The sequence below is a fragment of the Staphylococcus haemolyticus genome (assembly GCF_006094395.1).
Lineage (GTDB): Bacteria > Bacillota > Bacilli > Staphylococcales > Staphylococcaceae > Staphylococcus > Staphylococcus haemolyticus.
Genome location: NZ_CP035291.1, coordinates 1,691,803 through 1,715,115 on the forward strand (window position 1 = coordinate 1,691,803; position 23,313 = coordinate 1,715,115).

Here is a 23,313-nt window from a genome sequence, read left to right on the forward strand (position 1 = left end):
TAAATTGACTTATATTTATTACTTAAATAGCGTTCGATAATTTATGTGTATTTTGTCTTTTTTAGTCCTACCACCTATATCAATGATTTGAGCTCTTCCAAATCCTTGAATAGATAATAAATCATTAGTTTGAACTTGAAAATCTGGTGAATCAATAATTGTGTGATTAACTTTCACACGCTTCTTTTCAATTAATTGTTTTGCTATTGTTCGAGATTTATGAATCATTTCTTTTAAAACGACGTCTAATCTCAATGCACTTACAGTACTACCTTGAATTTTCCAATTCTCTACTGATTGTATCATATCTTTAAATGGAATAGAATTAAGTTTAACTGTAGCACCTTTTATCTTTGTTAATTCCAACATAATATACGATTCTAATTGCTTTGTCAAAACAAATTGAATACTGTCACCGACAATAATATCACCAACTTGTTCCCTTTCTATTCCTAATGACATAAGTGTTCCTAGGACATGTTGATGTTGTATATTAACAAACTTCTCTGGATAGTTGATTTGAATTAATACTTCTTCAAAGTCAGCTTCCCCAGGTTCAAAATAATTAGGGGCAATGAGACCTCGTTTTCTCTCTGCGTTATCTCCACCAAAAAAAGTCACTTCCATATCTTCATAACTACCTGATATGACTTCAAGTATATATTGTCCTCTCGGATCAAGAAAGTTTGTCAGAATTGGCGCATACTGCTGTTCAACTTGATCACACTTATCTATTAATTGATCTATTAATCCTTGCTCTTCGTCTCTAAAATGCTGATAAATATCGATTATCTTACACCTCTCTGATTCTAAATTAAATGATAAAAGAGGTTGAAACAACCTCATGTATTGTCTCAGCCTCTTAAACGCCATATATTATTACATTAAATGAACTATTATCATATTAAAGATGCTTCTTAACCCAGCTTGGAATAATACAAGTACAAACAAAGCTACAAGTGAAGAAATATCAATCATTCCTATTGGTGGAATAATCTTTCGAAATGGTTCTAAAAATGGTTCATATAATTTACCAAGTATTTCACCGAACTTAGATTCTCTAATATTAGGTACCCAAGATGTAAAGAAATAAATAATCATTCCAAAGTAATATATTTGAACTAGAAAAATTATAAAATTAAAAATGGTAGCTAGTAAACCTACATCCATATAATGTTCTCCTTATTCGTAGTGTTGCGATTCCATTTGTTCAATATGATCTGTAATACTTCCCGCAACTTCTACATTATCAGGTGTACAAAGGAATATGTCAGTACCTACGCGTTGAATATCTCCACCAATCGCATAAACTGTTCCACTTAAGAAATCAATAATGCGTTTAGCTGAAATTTTATCAATCCGTTGTAAATTCACTAAAGTAGCACGGCGGTTTTTTAATTCATCCGCGATATCTTGTGTATCTGAAAATACTCGTGGCTCGAATAAGCACATTTTTGAACTTTCATAACCACTATAACTTTGCGACGTTTGATTCATTGTAACAACATTTTTGCCGTTTGACTTTGATGGGGGTTGATTCATACGCACATTCCTTTCTTCTGAGTTATAATTTCTTGTTGTTTTCTTTTGTGGTACTGTTTTCAATTTACTTTGATTACTATATGAACGTTCTGATTGTTGCGGTTGATTCTGTTGAACATTGTTTGTTTCATTTTCTTCATTCTGAACTACACGACGTTGTCGCTCTTCAGGGCTTTCTACTTCTTCTTCATCATCCATTAGAAAAAAATTATTAAATAAATCTTTAATAGCCACGGGGCTCACTCCTATTCTCCTACAAGTTTAGTCCCAATTCTTATAAATGAAGCACCTTCTTCTACAGCAATTGCATAATCATTACTCATTCCCATAGATAAATAGTGACATGGTGCATAATCTAAATTAAGATCTTTAATTTCATCTCGTTTTACTCGTAATTGTTTAAATAACTGTCGAATATATGCAGTGTCTTCTGTATAAGGTGCCATTGTCATTAATCCGACAATTTTTATTTTATCATATTGTTGAATTTGTTCTATAAAGTGATTAACTTCATTCAAAGCAATACCATGCTTAGATTCTTCTCCTGAGACATTGACTTGTATGAAGCAAGCAATCTCATGATCCGCTCTTTTATTAATTTCCTTAGCTAGACTAAGTCTATCTAGTGCATGTAGGTAATCAATTTCGTTAATGACTTCTTTTACTTTTCTAGATTGTAAAGAACCTATAAAGTGCATAGTAACATCGTTAGGCAAAGCAGATTTCTTTTCTAAAAAGCCTTCTAATCTATTTTCACCAAAATGTCTAAGTCCAACATCATAAGCTTCTTTAGCACGGTCTATTGTAACATATTTTGTTACTGCAATCACGTTTGGCAAGGTAGACGCTTCACTATTTTTAAAGTGTGACTGTATTTCACTTTCAATATTTCTTAAATTTTGTTTTACATCCATATTCTACTCAACCTCTTCACCATTTGTTAAGTTCAGTTATCACTAATAAATACATATGCCTTTAAATATTTATTATTTATATGACTAATCTAATGAGATTATTTTTGGCCTATAAAAGCCAACATTCTACCTGTTTGACCTTTTTCAACTCGATATGAGAAGAAAAGTGATAAATCCTCTGATGTAGCATAATCAGTTATATATATATTGTCGAATGGTACACCATAATGATTAAGTAATAGCGCATTAGCACGTTTTAAATCAATACCATGTCGATTCTCTCCACGAGTTTCAATATAATCTTTAACATTAATTGGCAATGTTTCAAACTTCGCTTTAATATCATCATTAATTTCATATGTAGTTGATGTAGATGGTCCAATTACAATCTTTAGATCATTATAATCAAAATCAATTTGCTTTAACATTTCACTAACAATTTGACCATATGTACCTCGCCAGCCAGCATGTGCTAATCCTACATAGTGATGTTTTTCACTATAGAAATAAACTGGTACACAATCAGCGTAGCACATCGTTAATAACGTATCAGGTTCATATGTATAAATCCCATCAATACCATACATATCATCTGTTAATGTATCGATGTTAGTTCCACGATGACTTTGCGAAATTTCCATTACTCGATTTTCATGAGTTTGAATTGGAAATACCCATTGTGCTCTTACAAACCCAATCGCGTCCGCCAACATTTCTTGGTGTTTAGTAATATTTTCAGGATTATCATCCACATATCTTGCCATATTGAATGATGATTCTGGATATAGACTATAGCCACCTTCTCTTGTAGTGAATCCTAATTTAACATGCTTCAAGTCTTGAGATTCATATTTCAAGTGATGTGGATACTTTACAAATTTCTCTGACACGAAATCAAACCACCTTAATTAAAAGTTTTATTTTTGTCGATTTTTAAAAAGCTTACTCTAAAATTGAATATAGCTATATTATATAACAATCTTTACTTTACTTAAAAGTAAATAAAAAAGGGAGAGAACATGAATCCACAAGTGAATTCGCCGTTCTACTCCCAATTAGGAATGATTAAGACGATAAATACACTTAATCATACAACGAAATATAGACAAAACTTATTTTCAATTAACGTCTAGTTCTTCTAGAACGTCTTTCTTCTCTATTTCTGATAAAGCTAGGAATATCGTCATCTTTAGTAGTATGACTTCTTTCTGATACACTTTCAGAAGAACGAGAGCTTGATGAGCTTTGAGAGAATGATTCTTCTCTTGGCGTACTTGTTTGTGTTGAAGTGCTTGAAGTTGCACTTGTTCCGAAACCAGTACTTGAAGCTTTACGTCCTTGTGAAGTTGGTTTATCTTCAAAACCAGTAGCAATTACAGTTACTACGATTTCATCTTGTAGTTCAGGATTGATAACTGTACCAAAGATCATATTTACATCTTCATCTGCAGCATCTTGTACGATGTCAGCCGCTTCTTGAGCTTCAAATAATGATAGTGATTCCCCACCAGTGATGTTCATTAACACACCTTGAGCACCAACGATTGAAGTTTCAAGTAATGGTGATGAAATTGCTTTTTTAGCTGCTTCAACTGCTCTGTTCTCTCCAGAAGAGACACCAATACCCATTAAAGCAGAACCTTGGTTAGACATAATTGTTTTAACGTCAGCAAAGTCTAAGTTTACTTCACCTGATACAGCGATTAAGTCAGAGATACCTTGAACACCTTGACGTAATACATTATCTGCTTCTTTAAATGCTTCCATCATTGGAGTTGATTTATCAACGATATCTAATAAGCGATCGTTAGGGATAACAATTAGTGTATCTACTGCTGCTTTCATAGATTCAACACCAGCTGCTGCTTGAGTTGAACGTTTACGTCCTTCAAAACCGAATGGACGTGTTACTACACCAACAGTTAATGCTCCCATTTCTTTAGCAATCTTAGCTACTACTGGTGCAGCACCTGTACCAGTTCCGCCACCCATACCAGCAGTTACGAATACCATATCTGCACCTTGGATTGCATCTTCAATTTGTTCACGTGACTCTTCAGCTGCTTTTTTACCAATTTCTGGATTTGCACCAGCACCAAGTCCGCGTGTTAATTTCTCACCAATTTGGATTTTAGATTCTGCTTTAGATAAGTTTAAAGCTTGTCCGTCTGTATTAATTGCAATAAATTCTACATTGTTCATGCCATGGTCGATCATACGGTTAACAGCGTTGTTACCACCGCCACCTACACCGATGACTTTTAATGTCGCTAAATGATTAAATCCTTGTTCAAATTCTAACATTTATATTTCCTCCTAGTCTTTTTGGCCCATCATTCAAATAGAGATTTCATAAGTTTTTTAAATTTGCCCTCTTCTTTTTGAGGTTGCTCTTGATCATCATAATGTTCTGTCGTATCGTGATGACTTTCATTGCTATCATACTTATCATCGTCGTCTACTTTATCTGTTCTTTCATGTGGTTCGTTGTAGTCTTCTTCATAAGTATTTTCATTTTTATTTGACTTACGTTTAAACCAGTCAAATCCACCTGATTTAGAAGTATGTTCTCTCTCGTTATCTTCAATAACTTCTTCTTCAAACTCATCATTATCTTGATAACTCATTGTAACATAATCGAGCAACTCATCAAAAGTGATGCTACTAGATATAGTAGAAATAGCTGATGTGAATTCTGGCTTTCTGATACCCATTTGTGACGGTGTATGAACTCTAATCTTTTCATTTACCATCGTATTAAGTAATTCTTTAACTCCTAATAAGTTTGAAGAACCGCCAGTTACAATGAAACCACCGTTCACTCTAGTTAACCCTAAGTCAACTAATACATCAAACACCTCATCAAAGATATCTTGCATTGTTCTCTCAATTACAGCACTTAAATCTTTCTGAGTATATTCAACTAATTCATCACTGTCTACTTGATCTACACTAAATACATCTTGATCTGATGCAGAGTTAGCATAAGCATGACCATATTGATGTTTTATCTTTTCAGCCGTTTCATATGTAGTATTTAGTTCTTCAGCAATATCATCAGTAATATCGCGACCTGCTAATTCTATTGAATCAGCGTCTACTAATTCTCCACGTTCATAAAAGGCGATTTGAGTTAAATCTTCACCAATATCTATTACACATGCTCCTAATTCTTTTTCAGTAGCTGTAAGAATTGAGCCATAATTATAAGCATCTGAATAAACATCTAAAACATCTACGCCACATGATTCTACACATTTAATCATGTTGATTAAGATAGATTTATGAATTGCAATAACTCCTGCTTCAACTCTTAATGAGTGTCTAGCAATCAATTCTTTAGGGTCCGATACTTCATTATCCCCATCCACAATAAAACGAATAGGGAATACATCAATTACATCAGTATCCGCTACATCATTTTTTTGGCGAATGCCTTCTAGCACTTCTTCAATGTGTGTGCCGTTTATTTCAGTATCTTCATAAAAATCAATTTCATTTGCTTCATCATATACTTCAGTACCTATGATAGGTAATTTTAAGAAAACTTCTTTAATGTCTACACCTGATGCGATAGAAGCTTTTTTAATTGTATCTTTAACTGCTTGTTTAGCAATGTCGAAATCATCAATTAATCCGTTCTTGATACCGCTAGTGTAGGTTTGTCCTGTACCTATCACATTTATTCCATTGTGAAATTTTTCGCCTACTATTGTTTTTACACTTGATGAACCAATATCTATGCTTACATAGTAATGTTCCTCCATAGATAGGCACCTCCTGACAAATTACTATTAAAATACACTATGTTTAGTTTACAATACGTCGAAAGGCTTGTGAACTATAAACACATATTAATATCGAAATTTTTTAATTATTTGAATCTGATTGTTCGTTAATTTTATTTAAAGCGCTTTGTAACTCATCTTTTGCATCAGTTTCTTGTTGTGATTTTTGACGAACATTTTGATCGGATTTTGAATCTCCGCTACTGTTTTCATTATACGGTATAAATGATGCACCTACAGATAAATCTATATAACCTTGGGTTTTCAAGTTGCCAGAGTCGTCTTTTGATAAAGATTGTGACATTTGAGGATAATATTTAATTTTATTAGCAATCGTTTTTATGTTGCCAACTACTTGCATATCATCTTGCATATATAAAAGAATTCGATTAGGGCTATTTTGCTTAGGTGCGTACTTAATTTCTGAAATCATATCTCTAATTTCTGGAGACATCTTAGATAAAGATTTAATCATATTGCTTTTTTCTTCACCTTTAAATCCTTCTAAAATAGGTCCACTTCCGGCAATATTACCATCAAAGTTTTTCAATTCTTGATTTCCTTCTATAATTGGCACATATTTATTCTTTTCTTTAACAACACCTACAACTTGATTTTCAGTTATTTGCACTTTTAACGTATTCGGTAATTGCTTTTTAATTTTTACGTCTTTTATTAAATCATTCTTCTTCAGATTTTGAATACCTTTACGTTTACTATACGTATACATTCTTGAATTATCTTTTACATCCAAAGCTTTTTCAACTTGACTGTTACTCACATTGTTATTTCCACTAATTTTAATATTAGAAATTCTACTTAGTGGTGTAAACATGTAGAGTAAAAATAAAATTATTAATAATACTAAAAATGTAATGATAACGTACTGAATTCTTTTTTGACGCTTCCTTCGCTGAATTCTTAATTGTTCTTTTCTCTCTTGTGGTGATAAATGATCAAATTGTGTACTCTTGGCATGTTTTTTTCTTTTACGATTGTCATTGAACTCTTTAACTCTATCTTTAATAGATAGCTTATATGTGTTTTCACTAGAATTAGTGGAGAGTCTGTGACTATCATTCGTTTTGGTACTTTCAACGTTTTGAGCATTTTCATCTGATGTTTCATTAGATTGTTCAATTGCTTCATTTTGTTCCAATTGTTCGGATTCATTGGATTGATTATTAAAGTTATCTTCATCTATTGATTGATTTTGATCTTGTTGTTTAGAAGTCTCATTAGGCTTATTAATTTTATACAATTGAGCGTCATCTGTGGAAATTTTATTCTTATCCTTATGATTAGCATCATGATTTGAAAGGTGTTCTTCATTGTTTAATTCTCGATTTCTTTTTTCAATAAGACTTTGAATCGAGCTCACCTTATTATCTTTACGTCGTTTATCTTTCACTTGATTTCACAACCTTTAATAAGATGGTAAGTGGGCACGGAAACTTTCTATAAATCTTTCTCCACGTTCTTCAAATGTTTTATATTGATCCCAACTTGCACATGCAGGTGATAGTAAGACAACGTCATTCGGTTCGACTACATCTTGTACCTTTTTAACAGCGTCTTCAATATCTGTAGCTTTCACCACTAACTTACCTTGACTATTGCCAAGCTTAGCAAATTTTTCTTGAGTTTGACCAAAAACAACCATGACACGTACATTCTTCATATAAGGTATTAATTCATCGAAATCATTACCACGATCTAAACCACCACATAACCAAACGATTGGTTGCTTGAATGAATTTAATGCAAATTGTGTAGCAAGTGTGTTTGTAGCTTTAGAATCATTGTAATACTTGTTAGTGCGATTTGTACCTATATATTGTAATCTGTGATCTATACCAGAGAATGTCGTTAAACTATCTATAATTGCTTTTATTGGAACACCAGCTAAGATTGAAGCTAACACTGCAGCTAGAATATTTTCTAAATTATGTTCCCCAGGTAATACTAAATCATCTATATTAATGATTCTTATTCCTTGGTAAACAATAAACCCATCTTTAATATAAATACCGTCTACTTCTTGTTGAGTAGAGAAATACAATGTTTTAGCTTTCAAATTTTCAGACTCAATTAAATGTCTTTGATGATAATTACATATTAGGTAATCATTTTCTGTTTGATTTTTGTAAATCTGTTTCTTTGCATTTTGGTAGTTTTCAAGCGTTTCGTGATAATCTAGATGAGCAGAATATATATTTGTGATAATCGCAATATGCGGACGATATTGCTCTACACCTAGTAATTGGAATGAAGATAATTCAGTTATTAGATATTCATTAGGTGATGTTTCTTGTGCTACTTTAGATGCTACATAACCTATATTTCCAGAGAGTCTACCAGTCAATCTACTTTTCTTAAACATATCGCCAATTAAAGAACTCGTAGTTGTTTTACCATTAGTTCCAGTTATAGCTATAATCGGTGCTTCTGATATTAAATAACTTAATTCTACTTCAGTTAATATTTTTAAATGTCGCTGATATGCTTCTTGAATTATAGAAACTGTATAAGGAATACCAGGATTTTTTACTATAATTGGCTCATTATCTAATAATGATAAAGGATGTCCACCATCAACTATTTTAACTCCTAACGCCTCTAAATCCTTGGCATGAGGATCTTGTGACAAGTCTTTACCATCATTTACAGTCACATTGGCACCTAATTTGATTAATAACTTAGCTGCTTCATATCCGCTTTTGGCTAGTCCTACTACAAGAACATCTTTATTTTCTAATCCTGTATAATTGAGCATGCTAATGCACTCCTATCCATAATCCGATTAATCCTGAAATTAAACCTGCTGTCCAGAACACTGTCACTACTTTCCATTCTCCCCAACCACTTAATTCAAAGTGATGATGAATCGGGCTCATCTTAAAGATACGTTTTTTTGTAAGTTTATATGAAGCAACTTGCAACATAACTGAAGCTGTTTCAATTACAAATACCAGCCCAATTAGTAACAATGATAATTCTTGATTTAGCATAATTGAAATTGTTGCGAAAATTCCACCTAAAGCTAAACTACCAGTGTCTCCCATAAATACCTTTGCGGGATTAAGGTTATACGGTAGAAATCCTAATAATGCAAAAATCATTATAATACAAAATGCTCCAATTGCTGGTGAATCTAAAACAAAGCTCATAATGGCGTACATTGTAAAACCAATGATTGATAATCCTGTTGCTAAGCCATCTAAACCATCTGTTAAATTCACAGCATTTGAGAATCCAACTTGCCAAAAAACAATAAAAATCACATATGCAAAAGATAATGGAATACTAATATTTGTAAAAGGTATGTTTAGATTAGTTGAAAATTCTACAAGATGGAAAACATCACTTAGTAAAAAGAATACAACTGCAATTGCAATTTGTGCTAGAAATTTCTGCTTACTTGTTAAACCTTGGTTATTTTTCTTAACGACGATGATGTAATCATCAATAAAACCTATTAAACCAAAACCAATTGTTACAAATAATAATAAAATGATTGGATTTGAATTATCTACAAAGAAAATTGCAATAATTGAGGTAATGATAATACTAATTAGAAAAGTCAAACCACCCATTGTTGGTGTGCCTGTTTTTTTCATATGGCTTTGTGGACCTTCTTCACGAATGCTTTGTCCAAATTTCATTCGCTTCAGCGTTGGAATTAAAATAGGTACTAAGATAAAAGTAATTAATAGTGCGATAACCGCAAGTATAAAAAGCATAATTGTCTCCTTTATATATTTAATTTTTAGTTTTGTCTTCTGAGTTTATTAATTGATAATATCTCGTTCATTTTATCAATATTTTAAAGTAAATTCATTTAAAATTTGTATGAGATCGAATGACGCCTTTTGAAGTAACACGAGCTAAAAAGAGAATGATATAACTACCCACTCACTTCTATTTGCTACTAAAGTTCTATTTTGTAACCTATGCTCACTGTGCTTGTCACAACTTTTAGACGTTCATTCAATTCTCATAACTTATCATCTACTTTTTTAAGTCAAATCATAATTACTCGTTAGAATCTTGACTATTGTTTGTCTGTTGTTCTTGTTCAGAAGAGCTAGAAGTATCATTCTTATTGTCTTTTTCCTTATCGTCTGAAGAAGAACTAGCTTTATCTTTATTAGAAGAGTCATTTGATGCTGTCTCATTGTCATTCGTATTCGTCGATGTATCGTCAGGATCTTCTGGAGATAATTCAATTTCAACCTTACTATTGTCTTTTAATGTGGTTCCATTGTTAACCGATTGTTTTGTTACATAGCCACTACCTTTAGTTGTAACGTTAATGCCAGTTAATTCTTGGAAGGCAAGTACATCATCTTTTGTCCAACCTTTCATATTTGGCATTGTAATATCACCATCAGTTAATAAGAGCACCTTACTATTAGGCAATAATTTTTTATTTGCTTTAATGGATTGAGATTTGACGTTATCTCCATTACCAATAACTGTTGCTTGTAAATCTTCAGATTTCAAACTTTCCTTTGCTTTATCAGTAGATTGTCCAGTTACATTTGGTACTTTTGAATATTGTGCAGATTTTGTTTCATCTTTTTTAGAACCTACATTTAAATATTTAAGTGTATTTTCCATAATTGGTTTAAAAGCCTTACTTACACCCATTTCATAAGCTTCTTGATCATTCTTTTGAGCTAAGCTCATACCGGCATAAACAATAACTTTGGGATTTTTCTTAGGCGCATCACCAATGAAACTTACAAAGTATGGATTTTCACCCTTAACATATCCGCCGCTCTTTTCATCCGCCACTTGGGCAGTACCTGTCTTACCTTCAATATCATAACCATCTACTCTATAATTCATCGCATGACTCTTCTTACTATTAACTACTTTATCTAATTCTGTTTCCACTTTACTTGCGGTAGAAGCAGTAATTGGTTTGCCAGCAATTTCTTTTTCGCCTTGATAGAACGTCTTTTTGGAAATTGGATTTTTAATACTATCCACAAACCACGGTTTAAGCATATTCCCTTTATTAAAAAAGGCAGATTGTGCCTGAATCATTTGTACCGGCGTAACAGTTGTAGATTGCCCGAATGCTGACGTTTTTTGTTGCAATTCATTCGACCAAGCGATATTACCTTCTGCTTCGCCATCAAATAGACCACCAGTTGGTTTACTAAAGCCAAATCTTTCGTACCATGATTTCATTTTGTCAGCACCTACTAAGTCTTGTAAGTGCATCATCAGTGTATTTGAAGAATAAGTAAAGCCTAATGACATTGGAATTTCGCCCCAACCAGTTTTATTCCAGTCGGAAATTCTAGAACCCATGATATCACGATGTCCAGACTCATATTTTTTCTTAGGATTAAACTTACCTTCCTGTATAGCTGCCGCTAAACCAAATGATTTAAAAGTAGAACCTGGTTCATACGTATTTTGATATAAATCATTCGCCCATTTTTTCCCGAAATCTTCACCTGTCTCAGGATTAAACGTAGGACGTTGACTGAATGCTAAGATTTCACCTGTTTTAGCATCCATGACAACAGCAAATAAATCTTTTGGTTGATACCTCTTAACCATATCATCCAATGCTTCCTCAACGAATACTTGAATATTTGAATCAATTGTTAAATGAACATCATCACCACGTTTAGGTGATTTTTCATTTTTAGTATTTGGAGCAATATATCCCCAAATATCTTGTATATAAGATAATGCACCTTTAGTTCCACTTAAATAACTATCAAAGATTTTTTCAACACCAAGTGCACCTTTTAATTCGCCTGTATCTGGATTTTTTTGTGCCATTCCTATTAAGTGAGACGCAAAATTACCATTTGGATAAAAGCGTTCAGTTTCTGGATATAATGTAATACCTGGTAAGTCCATTTTTTCCAGTTTTTGTTTATCTTGATAAGTTAAATTAGTTCCTTTTTGACCAAATTCCACTTGGAAAGCTTTTTTCTGATTAAGTTGTTTTTCAATTTCTTCCGGTTTCATGTCTATAATTTTAGAAAGTTCTTTAGCTGTCTTCTTTTTATCCTCTACATAGCGAGGTTTGTCTCCACTTTTACCTGCGCTTTTATCGACTACCGCTACAACTTTATATCTTTCGACATCTTCGGCAAGAATTTTACCGTTTCTATCATAAATCTTGCCTCGTTCAGCTTGTTCATTGTTTTGAACTAAATATTTTTCATTCGCTCGCATTACTAAATCTTGTCCATCAGAATGCCCTGTGATCATAATATATGAATATCTTAAAACCAATATAAAAAAGAGCAGTCCGAATATACCAACAAGGAGGACTGCTCCTAATTTATTTTTTCTAATTTTAATTTTTCGCTTCGCCATTTGTACGCACTACCTTTACATTGTCGTTATTTAGGCTCATACCTTGTGCTTTAGCCTTGTCGTAAATGCGTTGGTAAGAAGAACTTTTCTTAATTTCAGATTGAATTGCGCTATTTTCACTTGATTGTTGTTCAATTTTGGAGTCTAAATCTGCAATCTTTCCATTCGTATCATACGCATCCATTTTTAAAGATAGCATATAAATAGCAATAACTGCAATTGCAGTAACAAGTGTTATGTATAAGTATTTCTCAAATCTTGTGAGTTGAACTACAACCTTCTTAGTAACTGTTCTTGTTTGTGGTTCCGATTGAGGTTGTTGTTTCGGTATACTATTGTGCTGGACGTCTTCATATGGTTCATATATTTCTTCTACAGCCATCGTCAATTACTCCTTATTTTAAAATTTCTGCAACACGTAATTTTGCACTGCGCGCTCTGTTATTTTCATCCAAATCTGTATCCGTTGCCGTAATTGGTTTACGATTTACTCTTTTGAGTTTAGGTGTGTAAGCTTCAGGAATAATTGGTAACCCTCTAGGCACATCAGGACCCTTTTCATACTCTTGAAACATTTGTTTGCATAATCTGTCTTCTAAAGAGTGGAAAGTGATTACTGAAATTCTGCCTCCAACTTTTACAAGCTCGATTGCCTGCTCAATTGAATCTTCGAATGCAGATAATTCGTCATTAACAGCAATACGTATAGCTTGAAATACACGTTTTGCAGGATGACCACCTTTTCTTCGAGCTTTAGCAGGAATGCCCTCTTTAATGATGTCAACTAGCTCTAATGTAGTTTCGATAGGCTGATGTTCACGATGTGCTTCGATTCGTCTCGCTATTTGTTTAGAAAATTTCTCTTCACCATAGCGATAAAAAATCTTAACAAGTGCTTCATATGGCCATTGATTGACTACTTCGTATGCGCTAAGTTGCTGCGTTTGATCCATTCTCATATCAAGTTTAGCATCATGATGATAACTAAATCCTCGCTCTGGAACATCCAATTGTGGACTAGAAACGCCTAAGTCATAATAAATCCCGTCTACCTTTTCAATGTTTAAGTTTTTTAAAATGTCAGTTAATTCTCTAAAATTACTATGCACGAACGTGACTTTATGTAGATGATCTTTCAATACCTCTTTAGCATTATCTAATGCTGTAGTGTCTTGATCAATCGCAATTAATCTACCGTCATCGTTTAATTGATTTAATAAATAGAGTGCATGACCCGCGCCACCAAGCGTACAGTCTACGTAAATACCATCTTCTTTGATGTCTAAATAATCAATTGTTTCGTTAAGCATGACGCTAATATGATGAAACACGACTTATTCCTCCATTAAAAATCAAAATCTATTAAATCTTCAGCAATATCTTCGAAACTCTCTTCAGATTCATCATAAAAATCATTCCAAGTTTCTCTATCCCAAATTTCAATTCGATTTGAAACACCTATTACTGTACATTCTTTAGTTAAACTAGCGTACTTCCTCAAATTTTGAGGAATGTTAATACGCCCTTGCTTATCCAATTCCACTTCGATGGCACCTGAGAAGAACATACGCATAAACTTACGTGCGTCTTTCTTTGTCATAGGTAAGGTTTTCATTTTTTCTTCTATTTGTTGCCACTCTTCAAGTGTGTAACCGAATAAACATTTATCAAGGCCTCGCGTGATAATAAAACGTTCGTTTAAGTCATATCTAAACTTAGATGGAATTATCATACGTCCTTTAGCATCAAGTTGATGTTCGTATTCTCCCATGAACATTATTATCACCTCACCTTATTTATAATTTACCACATATCCCCACTATCCTCCACTAATTCTGTAAAATATCTTAAAATTCTTTTTTTTATACAAAAAAACCTATTTTATCATTTCGATAAAATAGGTCTAAAGCTTGATTTATTAAGGTTTAATAATGATTTGATCAAATGTATATTCAAGTGGTGGGAAAGTGGAGGGACTAAACACATCAATCCCAAAATCATTCATAATTTGTAATGGATTCCAGATTCTTTCTTGTAATCCGTGGTGAGGATGTAATACTAAATCCAATTCTCTAAATTGTCTCATACTAATATCATTCTCACGTTCAATATTTAACAAATAGCGTTTCAGTAAATAATCAAATTGTTTATTATGAATTTCTTCATTTTTAGTTACTAAATTGAAATTATCTTGATTTTCCTTAACTTCATTTAATAATTGTTGATACACATTTTCATGTTTTGCTTTCAATTCTTCTACTTGTTGTATAAACGTATCGGAAGCTTTTTCACGTACAAATTCATTTTTGTCATCATCGATACCATTTTGAATAACTTTTTCAACATTTAGGCTGTATTGTTTAAGTAGTTTTTGTGTTCTTTCCATCATATATGTCATCTTCATACGTGGAAGAACGATCGGCATTTCTACATTAAGTAATTTGAATACATTATTTAGTTCTGCCCAATATTTAATTTCACTTGAACCACCTATGAATGCTACTGTATTAAATAACCATTCTTCCATGACTGGTCTCGTAACGACGTTGTTTGAGAAACGCTCCGGTTCTGTCTCTATTAATTCAATTAATTCCTCTTCAGAGTAAGTAATATCAGATTTACTTAATTTAAAAAGATTATCTTCTTTTGATATTAATTGACGCATACCATCCTCATGAAGGAACAAATGTACATTAGTATCTGTCTGTATCATTTGTGTTAATCCCGATGCAATGGTTTGCTCTTGTGTTTGTCTGAATACTTGATTAATTTTAGAATGATTAGTTACTATTTGTTTGAGTAATGGCTTTTCAAGTTGTCTAAGCTTATCGTTCTGTGCATCGATGAGTAGCACACCGTGTTCTTTAAAGACCGCATGCAATAAAGCCTTAAATATATCAGTCCAAGTATCAAACTCATTAATTATATCCACGCATAATTTATATAAAGGTTTAGAATGATTAGTTTCTTTTAATTCTTCGAAGAAAAGATTTAATGCATTAAGCATAGCTTCCTTATCAGGAGTATATCTTGAAACATTTGTTTCTGGAGGTGTCATTGTATGGTACTTCACTTTCTTTAATTGCGCCTCTTTTGCATTATAAACATACGTATGATTCACTTCATCAAAATCATGATCCTCTCCAGCAATCCAAAACACAGGAACAACCGTTTCACCGTATTCTTTAGTTAGTTGACTACTTAACGTTACTATCGAAAGAATTTTATGGAAAGTGTATAAAGGTCCCCCAAACAATCCTGCTTGTTGACCTCCAATAACTACTTTAGCTCCTTGTTCAAGCGCCTCAATATGCTCTAGCTGAGAAGTAGTTAATTTCAAATCGGCCATATAGTCTTTAATGATTTGTGCTAATTGTTTTTCTCTACCATTATTAGGACGTTTCATCTTAGTCGTGAAACTAGCTGTCTCAACTGGGTTATATTGATAAAATTCTAATAAACTTTTATCACTTTCTTTTAATTTTGAAATAAATGAATCTTTTTCTTTAAAATGAGTTACTCGACAGTCCATATCTATACTCCTTCAACATAGCTATTACTCATATAGTATAAAGATTATAGCATTGTATGACAATTTAACGGCTTAAAAATTTGTAATTTTTGAAGTGAAATTTACCCTTTCGTCCTGAAAATACAATTGAATGAATTTTACATATTATTTAAGTTATAATATAACAAAAGAAATAAGGGGGATAACGCAAATGAGTGAAGTAAAACATCTTGAAATTAATTATAAAACAGACGAATTGTTTGAAGCTTTTAGAGAATTCGGTAACAAAGATTTATACATGGTTGAAGAACTACAAGGCCAAATGATCGATGCCAGTTCTGAATCACCATTCTATGGCATCTTTCACGGTGAAAACCTTGTTGCCCGAATGGCTTTACTAAAAAAGGGTGACGTTGAAGAAATTTACTTCCCAGAATTCGATGATTATTTACTACTTTGGAAACTAGAAGTTTTAGATAACTATAAAAATAAAGGGTACGGTCAGTCACTTATTGATTATGCAAAATCTTATAATATGCCTATCAAAGCCATTGCACGTCAAAATTCTAAAGAATTTTTAATGAATCAAGATTTTGAGGATGTACACGCTAAAAATCCTGAAGGTCATGATGTACTCGTATGGGCTCCTAAATAATTAAATAGAATATGGAAAAGCTATGGAGTGATAAAAGTTCTATCAGAATCTTTACCACTCCAACTTTTTGCATAAAATGTTTTTACTCATTTTCAATTAAATCAACTAATTCACGCAATGATTTAATTTCGTAATCTGGATTTATACCAGAATTATTCTTTTTATTTCTTACATTAAACCAGCATGTAGCTATTCCCGCATTTTTTCCGCCTAATACATCTGAAGTTAATGAATCACCAACAATAATGGTAGATTTTCGTTTGTCCTTACCAATTTTTTCAAAAACATAATCAAAAAACTCAATCATTGGCTTTTGATAACCGGTTTCCTCTGATATAAATACACCATCAAATATGTCTTTAAATTGTAATTGAGCGATACGTCTTTTTTGAGTATCTGTAACACCATTAGTAACAATATAAAGTTTATTGTTTTGAGCTAATCGATCTATCGTTTCTAGAGTGGAATCAAAATGCTTAATGGGTGCTTTAGCTAATTCATCCCTAAAAGTAACATCTGCTTGTTTACCATCCACTTCAATACCATAATGATTAAAATATTCAATGAATCTGTGTGAAAGAACTTCATCTTTAGTTAGTTTATTCTTTTGAAAAGCCTCCCAATGTGCCTGATTAATTTGTTTAAAAAATTGAAAGTCTTCTGCTGTTGGGTAATGATGATAATGTTTGGCCATATTGTGAAAAGCTTTATCTTCGGCATCATAAAAATCAACTAATGTATCATCGAAGTCTAATAATATTGTATTATATTTCATATTTTCATCCTTAACGTTTATTTTCTAAAATCTATTTTAACAGAAATATATTTATAAATTAAAAAAAGACCAGAGCGCTTGCCCTGGTCCATGATAATTAGAATTTCAAATTAGAAGCCGAAAATTTTACCTAAAACACTGATTCCGTTTTCTACGATACCTACGATGCTTGTACCCATTTTACCCCAGTCTTTATCTTGTCCTGCTTGTACTGCTGCTGCAATTGCTTCTGCTAATTTTTGCATATTTATCTCTCCATTTCTCTATAATTTTTATGATTTAAACTAAGTTTTAAAATAAACGTTAAATTAGAAACCAAAGATTTTACTTAATTCAGTTACACCGTTTGAAACGATATCTAAGATACTTGTACCTAATTTAGTCCAGTCTTGGTTTTGACCTGCTTCAATTGCACTTTTAACTGCGTTTGCGATTTTTTCCATGATATTTATCTCCTTTGTATTGTTTATTTATATTAATAAAATGTTGTTAGTCGAACTTAGAATCCGAATAATTTACCTAGAATGCCAACACCGTTTTCTACGATACCTACAATGCTTGTACCTAATTTAGCCCAATCTTGGTTTTGGCCTGCTTGAACTGCATCTGAAATTGCTTGTACTAATTTTGACATTTAAATCGCTCCATTCTTTTAATTTTATATATTTAAATTGTTTGATTTTTAAATTTAGAAACCAAAGATTTTACTTAATTCTGTAACACCGTTTGAAACGATATCTAAGATACTTGTACCTAATTTAGTCCAGTCTTGGTTTTGACCTGCTTCAATTGCACTTTTTACTGCGTTTGCGATTTTTTCCATGATTACTATCTCCTTTATAATGTTTATTTATATTTTCAATAAATGTTATATGTGGAAACTTAGAATCCGAATAATTTACCTAAAATGCCAACACCGTTTTCTACGATACCTACAATGCTTGTACCTAATTTAGCCCAATCTTGGTTTTGGCCTGCTTGAACTGCATCTGAAATTGCTTGTACTAATTTTGACATTTAAATCGCTCCATTTCTTTTTATTTAAAGTATTTAAATCTTAATGTATGAAATTCAATAGATACATTAAGCTATTTCTTAAAACCAAAAACGATTAATTGGTAAGTTTTTGTTTACCTATCGTTTTGTTACTTATACTATATAGTGATTTATGCTATTTGCGTTCTATCTTTCTTAACTTATAAATTAGACATCAAAACTGTAGACCTTTGATTATATAAAACACACTTAGGCATTCAAATATGTTGTGCAAAATCTGACAATTCTGCAAACGTTTACAATACCTTTACATTAGCTTTATATTTCTTTAAAATTCACCTTGTTTTATAAACGCTTTAACCTACTAAGAGACCATTGCAAGTCTAGGATTCTCAATACAACCATTTATTTAAACAGACAAGTGAATATACTCTAGTCCTTTTCAACTATTTAATTAATCGTAATGTTGGTCATTGCAACTTTATTAATTTCTGTATTTCACTATTTATCATGGTACTTTTATTTAGTAATTGGATTGAGTATATGAATAATAGATGAGAATAATTTCAACACTTGTGATCTATTTATTACTTTATTCATAAATGTTTATAGTTTGTTCATAGTTGCTTATAATGCATCCTATTGGTTCTATACATTTGATTACTTCTGCGTCCATATGGCTTGAAGATATTAATTCAATTGCTCGACTTTATGTGTTATTGCACTTGCACATCGTCGATATGAGTTACAAATACACATAATTAGTGAAAAATATAAACTTTTTTAATATTAAAGCTATTGCTAAATAAGGTTTCTTTAGCTATAATAATTCTTGTGTTAAAAATTCATGTCCTGGTAGCTCAGCTGGATAGAGCAATGGCCTTCTAAGCCATCGGTCGGGGGTTCGAATCCCTCCCAGGACGCTATTAACCGAAAATTAAACACTTTTCGAAATTAAGAATCCCATAACGACGGGGTTCTTTTTATTTTGCCTATTAATAACACACCATATAATACAAATTTTTAGGGACTTTTTAGGGACCCGAGTCCCTCGCGTAAAAACCACGCTCATAAGAACGTGGTTTGTGTTTTTTTGAAAATTACGCATAAAAAAATAACCGTACCTATTAAGATACGGTTAAAATAAATCATTCGTAAACATTTTAAAAATAGATTTAATGTCATTAAAAAGTTGCGGGTTTAAATCGTTCAAATCACTAATTTCATTTCTATGAACATTAGTACAGTATATAGTACCTACTTTGTGGCATCTAATAAATGAAGGAATATGATTCAGGCTTAACAAGTTACAGTTTTCTTTACCTATTTCTAAATCGTACATAAAGTGTCTTTTAGTTTGATCATCGATTTTCGAGACCGGCAAATAAGTAAAATCACATGGAAAATGATTTTTCTCACAACCTATTATTAAACCGGGTCTAACCTTAAAAGATATTTTTGATTTTTTTGTATCATAATAAGGTAATCTGATTTTAACAATTTTACCTATATAGTCATGAGGAGAATTAGTAAACACTAATAAATTCCTCCTCATCTAAATCTTCAAATTCATCTAGATACATATCATATTTAAAGTCGTATAACCTAACCTTTTTCGCATCTTCTTTAATGTCTTCAATTGAAAGTTTATTATATCCTCGTTCATTAGAACTTAAACCTTTACGACTATTAAGCCACGAAAATTCATTATGAGATTTTTCTCTAAGGGCCCATGTTGCATATTTACCGTATTGATAAATAGCATTTTCAATTATAAATTCTTCGGTATCGTCAATTTTATTTTTAGAGGTAATATCTTCCACAAAATAGTCGAACAAACCTCTTAAGGACGGTAAAACTGGACCATGTACCCAACCTTCAAATTCTTCATCGATTATAGTATCTCCGGTTAACGCAATTGAGGTTTTTTGAATATAGTACATTAATTTTTGTACCTTCATCTCATCACCTACTATACTGTTACCGGTAATTTCTTGGTATTTTGATATTAAATTTTGCGCTATAACATGTGATTTATCAGGTTGTAAATTTAGTTCCATAATATTACCTCCCTTCATTTCTTAAATAATATACCCTTTTTCTTGCTAAAAGTAAACTATGGCAAAATAAAAAATAGGCCAACCGTCGCAACAGTTAACCTCAAGTACACTCCGCAGATGTGTACCGCTATTTCTATTTAATTATAACATAAAAAAAAGAGGGACAAGCACTAAACTTGTCCCGATGAATAAAATGAAAATCGGTTTTTTATTATAACATACTAATATACTTCTACAATTCTTAAACGTTCATGCCATATCCAACCATTATTATTTCTAGAATAAACACGACACCAACCATTTTTAATTTCAAAGATATAGAATTGATCATATCCTGCTCTATAAGTATTGTTTGTCACATACCATTCTTTGCCTTTGAATTTAACTAATGATGCACCGTAATAATCAACACGCGCTCTAAATTTAGCTTTAGATGATTTCTTCATATTTAAAGGTGGAATACTATTTACTTTTAAACCTGTTGTATCTTGAATGATATTACGTTGTGCTACTGCTTGTTTATCATCTTTTTTAGCAAACTTCTTACCACCTGCTGTTTTATAAATATCTTTAACGATTAAGCGTTCATACCATACATAACCGTCATTGCTAGGACTGTAAACTCTAGCCCAACCATCACGGATTTCATATACATAGAATACGTCTCCTGGTTTATATTCTTCGTTTGTTGTAACCATCACATTATTGTGGTTAGGTCTACAAATAGTGACACCTGCATTATCAGCAATTGCTTTGAAATATGCTTGGTTACTCCAAGTCAATTTCTTAGGTGGCTTTTTGTTTACTGAAATTGAACTGTTAGATTTACGTTCTGATTTTTTCACTTCTTTAATATCCGTTAAATCAACGCTATCATCAGCAAAGTCTGGCACAATGAAGTGTGTTAAACCTGTATAATCATCTTCACGTAATTTAGCTGGCGAATCTGCTTTACTATCGAAGTTTTGCTCTAATATTGTGAATGTTCTAGTACCGCCACTATTATCCCAAACTAAACCAGTATGTCCCCAACCACTATAAACACCTTCTGTGTAAATAGCGATTGCACAAATAGGTGGCACGTAATCTCTAGTGTTTTCTACAACTTTCCATCCTTTAGGCATAGCATTTACTGTGTGTAATTGTTTAGCGTTACCATAGAAACGAACGCCACCTGTTACATGATAAATGAAGTCTACAACGACATCAGCACATTGGAAAGCGAACTCTTTATCAAAGTCGATATATTGTCCTTTTAAACTGTGCATGTATTCGATTGCTTGTTTATACTTAACCACACTTTGTGGCGAAGGTGTCGGCTTTTTGCTTGTTTTCGTTGATAATTTCTTACTTGGTGCAGGTTTAACGCCATTAATGTATTTAGCAATCTGTTTATCTAAATACTTAACGTTTCGTGAATATCCACACGCTTCTAATAAGTTACCAGGATCAATTTTATCTGCTTGAATATCTTGGTGGCCTGGCACTTCTGTTTTGTAATCAATGTTCCAATAATTACATAAATAAGCAAGCACTCGTGCCATGTTATCTAATGACTTACGTGAACGTTCAATATTGCCTGGGAAGTAACTACCTTCTACACCAAACGCAACGTCGTTAGCGTCAGCATTGTACCATTGATTGTCGGTAGGTGTGTTATATAACACATGCCATGCCTTTTCTGTGACTGGAATACATACAATGCACTCTTTGTCATCAACGAATATGTGAGCGCTCGCAACAATTGACCAATCAATCATATAAGTATTTTTATAATAATTCACGTTCGTTTGTGCTGTTGTGTGAGGGTTTCCAGTGTCATGTGCTACTGCAAATAAAGGTTTTTTACTTGTTAAAGGTTGCCCACTTCTACGTGTTCCAATCGGTAAAAAATCATATTTAACTGGAACACCATTCCATTTTTCTGCCATTATGCACGACCTCCACCAATTTTATTATTTTTGTCTTTAGTTGATCCTGTACGTGGTCGAACTGTTTCCCAAATACCAGTAGCCATTAGACCACTAATTAAACCAGCAAGCAATCGACCACCAATTGATAATTCGGTAACAATTTCAGGAATAAAAGCTGTAATACCACCTAAAACAATACCAATACCAATAGCAATTAAAGGTACAATATTTTTAGGTATACCAGCTTGCTTAACTAATTGCGTTAATGCGATTGTGATAACTGAAATTACTGTTGCAAATGCAATAATACTTTCCATTTCTTCCACTCCTTATTCAAAATAAAAAGCCGACGCCTAGCGCCGACTTAACTCATCCTTATTTACATTTACCAAACCAATAACAAGTCCAAAAACTTGCACCAAAGATAAAGTTAAACATAGTATTTCACCTCCTTTAAATACCGAACAACATTCTTAACGCTGCGATGATCAAAGAACCAATGATTGTCCCGACTAAACCGAGTACCCACATTTTGATGTCTTTAATATTTTTTTGGTTTTCTTGTTTGCTCTTTTTTTCGTTTTCTCTTTCTCTGTTGATACTATCTAGCGTGAAATTCATTTTTTGATTGACTAGATTTTGATTGTGTTGTCCATCTTTAATACCGTCCAAAGAGGCAAATATTTTTTCGTCATTTTTTTCAAGACGATCAACTCTTCTTTCTAAATCTCCTCTTTGGTTATTTTCTGACATACCATCACCTACTTTAAGTAAAATTAAAAGCCATAACCTCCACTGGCTATGG

27 protein-coding genes and 1 tRNA gene are annotated in these 23,313 nt (G+C 32.4%); 2 read left to right on the plus strand and 26 right to left on the minus strand.

The features are described 5' to 3' along the window. Window positions 1-18: 18 nt before the first annotated feature. The 15 genes from EQ029_RS08085 to bshC all read right to left on the minus strand — a co-directional run bounded on the left by EQ029_RS08085 (window position 19) and on the right by bshC (window position 16,130). A complete protein-coding gene (locus tag EQ029_RS08085) occupies window positions 19-846 on the minus strand; it encodes a YlmH family RNA-binding protein (RefSeq protein WP_011276009.1) in 828 nt (275 codons plus the stop codon). Window positions 847-879: 33 nt separating this feature from the next. Next, entirely contained in the window at window positions 880-1,170 is a 291-nt protein-coding gene (locus EQ029_RS08090) for a YggT family protein (RefSeq protein ID WP_011276010.1), read from the minus strand. 12 nt (window positions 1,171-1,182) lie between these two features. Next, window positions 1,183-1,776, minus strand: coding sequence for a cell division protein SepF (locus tag EQ029_RS08095; RefSeq protein ID WP_011276011.1), 594 nt, complete (start codon window positions 1,774-1,776; stop codon window positions 1,183-1,185). Window positions 1,777-1,787: 11 nt separating this feature from the next. Further along, complete coding sequence (locus tag EQ029_RS08100; protein WP_011276012.1) at window positions 1,788-2,456, minus strand: YggS family pyridoxal phosphate-dependent enzyme; 669 nt, start codon at window positions 2,454-2,456, stop codon at window positions 1,788-1,790. Window positions 2,457-2,554: 98 nt separating this feature from the next. Next, on the minus strand, window positions 2,555-3,346 hold the full coding sequence (pgeF, locus tag EQ029_RS08105; protein WP_011276013.1) for a peptidoglycan editing factor PgeF: 792 nt from the start codon (window positions 3,344-3,346) through the stop codon (window positions 2,555-2,557). A gap of 232 nt (window positions 3,347-3,578) precedes the next feature. Next, window positions 3,579-4,760: a cell division protein FtsZ gene (ftsZ, locus tag EQ029_RS08110; RefSeq protein WP_011276014.1), complete on the minus strand. Its 1,182-nt coding sequence runs from the start codon at window positions 4,758-4,760 to the stop codon at window positions 3,579-3,581. A gap of 29 nt (window positions 4,761-4,789) precedes the next feature. Continuing rightward, window positions 4,790-6,223: a cell division protein FtsA gene (gene ftsA, locus EQ029_RS08115; protein WP_011276015.1), complete on the minus strand. Its 1,434-nt coding sequence runs from the start codon at window positions 6,221-6,223 to the stop codon at window positions 4,790-4,792. A 103-nt stretch (window positions 6,224-6,326) separates the two neighbouring features. Then, on the minus strand, window positions 6,327-7,655 hold the full coding sequence (locus tag EQ029_RS08120) for a cell division protein FtsQ/DivIB (protein ID WP_011276016.1): 1,329 nt from the start codon (window positions 7,653-7,655) through the stop codon (window positions 6,327-6,329). A gap of 15 nt (window positions 7,656-7,670) precedes the next feature. Further along, the gene (gene murD / locus EQ029_RS08125; protein WP_011276017.1) at window positions 7,671-9,020 is read right to left on the minus strand and encodes a UDP-N-acetylmuramoyl-L-alanine--D-glutamate ligase; all 1,350 of its coding nucleotides are present in this window, start codon (window positions 9,018-9,020) and stop codon (window positions 7,671-7,673) included. A gap of 1 nt (window position 9,021) precedes the next feature. Further along, window positions 9,022-9,987, minus strand: a complete 966-nt coding sequence (gene mraY, locus EQ029_RS08130) for a phospho-N-acetylmuramoyl-pentapeptide-transferase (RefSeq protein ID WP_011276018.1) — start codon at window positions 9,985-9,987, stop codon at window positions 9,022-9,024. A gap of 292 nt (window positions 9,988-10,279) precedes the next feature. Further along, window positions 10,280-12,598, minus strand: a complete 2,319-nt coding sequence (locus EQ029_RS08135) for a penicillin-binding protein (RefSeq protein WP_037557958.1) — start codon at window positions 12,596-12,598, stop codon at window positions 10,280-10,282. Beyond that, window positions 12,579-12,980, minus strand: a complete 402-nt coding sequence (gene ftsL / locus EQ029_RS08140; protein WP_016930703.1) for a cell division protein FtsL — start codon at window positions 12,978-12,980, stop codon at window positions 12,579-12,581. The genes EQ029_RS08135 and ftsL overlap by 20 nt, the downstream gene beginning before the upstream one ends. Before the next feature lie 13 nt (window positions 12,981-12,993). Then, window positions 12,994-13,929: a 16S rRNA (cytosine(1402)-N(4))-methyltransferase RsmH gene (gene rsmH / locus EQ029_RS08145; protein WP_033080059.1), complete on the minus strand. Its 936-nt coding sequence runs from the start codon at window positions 13,927-13,929 to the stop codon at window positions 12,994-12,996. A gap of 14 nt (window positions 13,930-13,943) precedes the next feature. Continuing rightward, window positions 13,944-14,375: a division/cell wall cluster transcriptional repressor MraZ gene (gene mraZ, locus EQ029_RS08150; protein WP_011276022.1), complete on the minus strand. Its 432-nt coding sequence runs from the start codon at window positions 14,373-14,375 to the stop codon at window positions 13,944-13,946. Window positions 14,376-14,516: 141 nt separating this feature from the next. Continuing rightward, on the minus strand, window positions 14,517-16,130 hold the full coding sequence (gene bshC / locus EQ029_RS08155) for a bacillithiol biosynthesis cysteine-adding enzyme BshC (RefSeq protein WP_057504811.1): 1,614 nt from the start codon (window positions 16,128-16,130) through the stop codon (window positions 14,517-14,519). A 190-nt stretch (window positions 16,131-16,320) separates the two neighbouring features. Here bshC and EQ029_RS08160 point away from each other — a divergent pair, with 190 nt between their 5' ends. Beyond that, window positions 16,321-16,764: an N-acetyltransferase gene (locus EQ029_RS08160; RefSeq protein ID WP_011276024.1), complete on the plus strand. Its 444-nt coding sequence runs from the start codon at window positions 16,321-16,323 to the stop codon at window positions 16,762-16,764. 82 nt (window positions 16,765-16,846) lie between these two features. On the opposite strand, the gene EQ029_RS08165 is transcribed toward EQ029_RS08160, so the two are convergent. The 6 genes from EQ029_RS08165 to EQ029_RS08190 all read right to left on the minus strand — a co-directional run bounded on the left by EQ029_RS08165 (window position 16,847) and on the right by EQ029_RS08190 (window position 18,556). Then, entirely contained in the window at window positions 16,847-17,539 is a 693-nt protein-coding gene (locus tag EQ029_RS08165; protein WP_011276025.1) for a YjjG family noncanonical pyrimidine nucleotidase, read from the minus strand. 110 nt (window positions 17,540-17,649) lie between these two features. Continuing rightward, entirely contained in the window at window positions 17,650-17,784 is a 135-nt protein-coding gene (locus tag EQ029_RS08170; RefSeq protein WP_011276026.1) for a phenol-soluble modulin PSM-beta-1, read from the minus strand. A gap of 63 nt (window positions 17,785-17,847) precedes the next feature. Next, the gene (locus EQ029_RS08175) at window positions 17,848-17,982 is read right to left on the minus strand and encodes a phenol-soluble modulin PSM-beta-2 (RefSeq protein WP_011276027.1); all 135 of its coding nucleotides are present in this window, start codon (window positions 17,980-17,982) and stop codon (window positions 17,848-17,850) included. A 56-nt stretch (window positions 17,983-18,038) separates the two neighbouring features. After that, window positions 18,039-18,173 (minus strand): phenol-soluble modulin PSM-beta-3, encoded by a 135-nt coding sequence (locus EQ029_RS08180; protein ID WP_011276028.1) that lies wholly within the window; start codon window positions 18,171-18,173, stop codon window positions 18,039-18,041. A 54-nt stretch (window positions 18,174-18,227) separates the two neighbouring features. Then, on the minus strand, window positions 18,228-18,362 hold the full coding sequence (locus tag EQ029_RS08185; protein ID WP_011276027.1) for a phenol-soluble modulin PSM-beta-2: 135 nt from the start codon (window positions 18,360-18,362) through the stop codon (window positions 18,228-18,230). A gap of 59 nt (window positions 18,363-18,421) precedes the next feature. Further along, window positions 18,422-18,556 (minus strand): phenol-soluble modulin PSM-beta-3, encoded by a 135-nt coding sequence (locus EQ029_RS08190; protein WP_011276028.1) that lies wholly within the window; start codon window positions 18,554-18,556, stop codon window positions 18,422-18,424. 828 nt (window positions 18,557-19,384) lie between these two features. Here EQ029_RS08190 and EQ029_RS08195 point away from each other — a divergent pair. Further along, a tRNA-Arg gene (locus tag EQ029_RS08195) sits at window positions 19,385-19,458 on the plus strand. A 215-nt stretch (window positions 19,459-19,673) separates the two neighbouring features. On the opposite strand, the gene EQ029_RS08200 is transcribed toward EQ029_RS08195, so the two are convergent. From EQ029_RS08200 to EQ029_RS08220, 5 genes are all read right to left on the minus strand, one after another. Further along, the gene (locus EQ029_RS08200) at window positions 19,674-20,072 is read right to left on the minus strand and encodes a hypothetical protein (RefSeq protein ID WP_080388597.1); all 399 of its coding nucleotides are present in this window, start codon (window positions 20,070-20,072) and stop codon (window positions 19,674-19,676) included. Next, entirely contained in the window at window positions 20,062-20,595 is a 534-nt protein-coding gene (locus tag EQ029_RS08205) for a Panacea domain-containing protein (protein WP_057504744.1), read from the minus strand. The genes EQ029_RS08200 and EQ029_RS08205 overlap by 11 nt, the downstream gene beginning before the upstream one ends. A 221-nt stretch (window positions 20,596-20,816) precedes the next feature. Beyond that, a complete protein-coding gene (locus tag EQ029_RS08210; RefSeq protein WP_057504743.1) occupies window positions 20,817-22,526 on the minus strand; it encodes an N-acetylmuramoyl-L-alanine amidase in 1,710 nt (569 codons plus the stop codon). Continuing rightward, window positions 22,526-22,825, minus strand: a complete 300-nt coding sequence (locus EQ029_RS08215; RefSeq protein ID WP_057504742.1) for a hypothetical protein — start codon at window positions 22,823-22,825, stop codon at window positions 22,526-22,528. Before EQ029_RS08215 ends, EQ029_RS08210 begins: the two co-directional genes overlap by 1 nt. Before the next feature lie 136 nt (window positions 22,826-22,961). Then, on the minus strand, window positions 22,962-23,261 hold the full coding sequence (locus tag EQ029_RS08220; RefSeq protein WP_057504741.1) for a DUF2951 family protein: 300 nt from the start codon (window positions 23,259-23,261) through the stop codon (window positions 22,962-22,964). Between the last annotated feature and the right edge of the window lie 52 nt (window positions 23,262-23,313).

Coding starts and splice junctions, on each gene's coding strand:
- EQ029_RS08190 (WP_011276028.1), bottom strand. CDS start 18,556: ATGTCAAAATTAGTACAAGCAATTTCAGATGCAGTTCAAGCAGGCCAA.
- EQ029_RS08210 (WP_057504743.1), bottom strand. CDS start 22,526: ATGGCAGAAAAATGGAATGGTGTTCCAGTTAAATATGATTTTTTACCG.
- mraZ (WP_011276022.1), bottom strand. CDS start 14,375: ATGTTCATGGGAGAATACGAACATCAACTTGATGCTAAAGGACGTATG.
- ftsZ (WP_011276014.1), bottom strand. CDS start 4,760: ATGTTAGAATTTGAACAAGGATTTAATCATTTAGCGACATTAAAAGTC.
- EQ029_RS08205 (WP_057504744.1), bottom strand. CDS start 20,595: ATGGAACTAAATTTACAACCTGATAAATCACATGTTATAGCGCAAAAT.
- mraY (WP_011276018.1), bottom strand. CDS start 9,987: ATGCTTTTTATACTTGCGGTTATCGCACTATTAATTACTTTTATCTTA.
- EQ029_RS08165 (WP_011276025.1), bottom strand. CDS start 17,539: ATGAAATATAATACAATATTATTAGACTTCGATGATACATTAGTTGAT.
- EQ029_RS08160 (WP_011276024.1), top strand. CDS start 16,321: ATGAGTGAAGTAAAACATCTTGAAATTAATTATAAAACAGACGAATTG.
- ftsL (WP_016930703.1), bottom strand. CDS start 12,980: ATGGCTGTAGAAGAAATATATGAACCATATGAAGACGTCCAGCACAAT.
- bshC (WP_057504811.1), bottom strand. CDS start 16,130: ATGGACTGTCGAGTAACTCATTTTAAAGAAAAAGATTCATTTATTTCA.
- EQ029_RS08180 (WP_011276028.1), bottom strand. CDS start 18,173: ATGTCAAAATTAGTACAAGCAATTTCAGATGCAGTTCAAGCAGGCCAA.
- murD (WP_011276017.1), bottom strand. CDS start 9,020: ATGCTCAATTATACAGGATTAGAAAATAAAGATGTTCTTGTAGTAGGA.
- EQ029_RS08175 (WP_011276027.1), bottom strand. CDS start 17,982: ATGGAAAAAATCGCAAACGCAGTTAAAAGTGCAATTGAAGCAGGTCAA.
- EQ029_RS08185 (WP_011276027.1), bottom strand. CDS start 18,362: ATGGAAAAAATCGCAAACGCAGTAAAAAGTGCAATTGAAGCAGGTCAA.
- EQ029_RS08135 (WP_037557958.1), bottom strand. CDS start 12,598: ATGGCGAAGCGAAAAATTAAAATTAGAAAAAATAAATTAGGAGCAGTC.
- ftsA (WP_011276015.1), bottom strand. CDS start 6,223: ATGGAGGAACATTACTATGTAAGCATAGATATTGGTTCATCAAGTGTA.
- EQ029_RS08170 (WP_011276026.1), bottom strand. CDS start 17,784: ATGCAAAAATTAGCAGAAGCAATTGCAGCAGCAGTACAAGCAGGACAA.
- EQ029_RS08215 (WP_057504742.1), bottom strand. CDS start 22,825: ATGGAAAGTATTATTGCATTTGCAACAGTAATTTCAGTTATCACAATC.
- EQ029_RS08220 (WP_057504741.1), bottom strand. CDS start 23,261: ATGTCAGAAAATAACCAAAGAGGAGATTTAGAAAGAAGAGTTGATCGT.
- EQ029_RS08090 (WP_011276010.1), bottom strand. CDS start 1,170: ATGGATGTAGGTTTACTAGCTACCATTTTTAATTTTATAATTTTTCTA.
- EQ029_RS08085 (WP_011276009.1), bottom strand. CDS start 846: ATGAGGTTGTTTCAACCTCTTTTATCATTTAATTTAGAATCAGAGAGG.
- EQ029_RS08100 (WP_011276012.1), bottom strand. CDS start 2,456: ATGGATGTAAAACAAAATTTAAGAAATATTGAAAGTGAAATACAGTCA.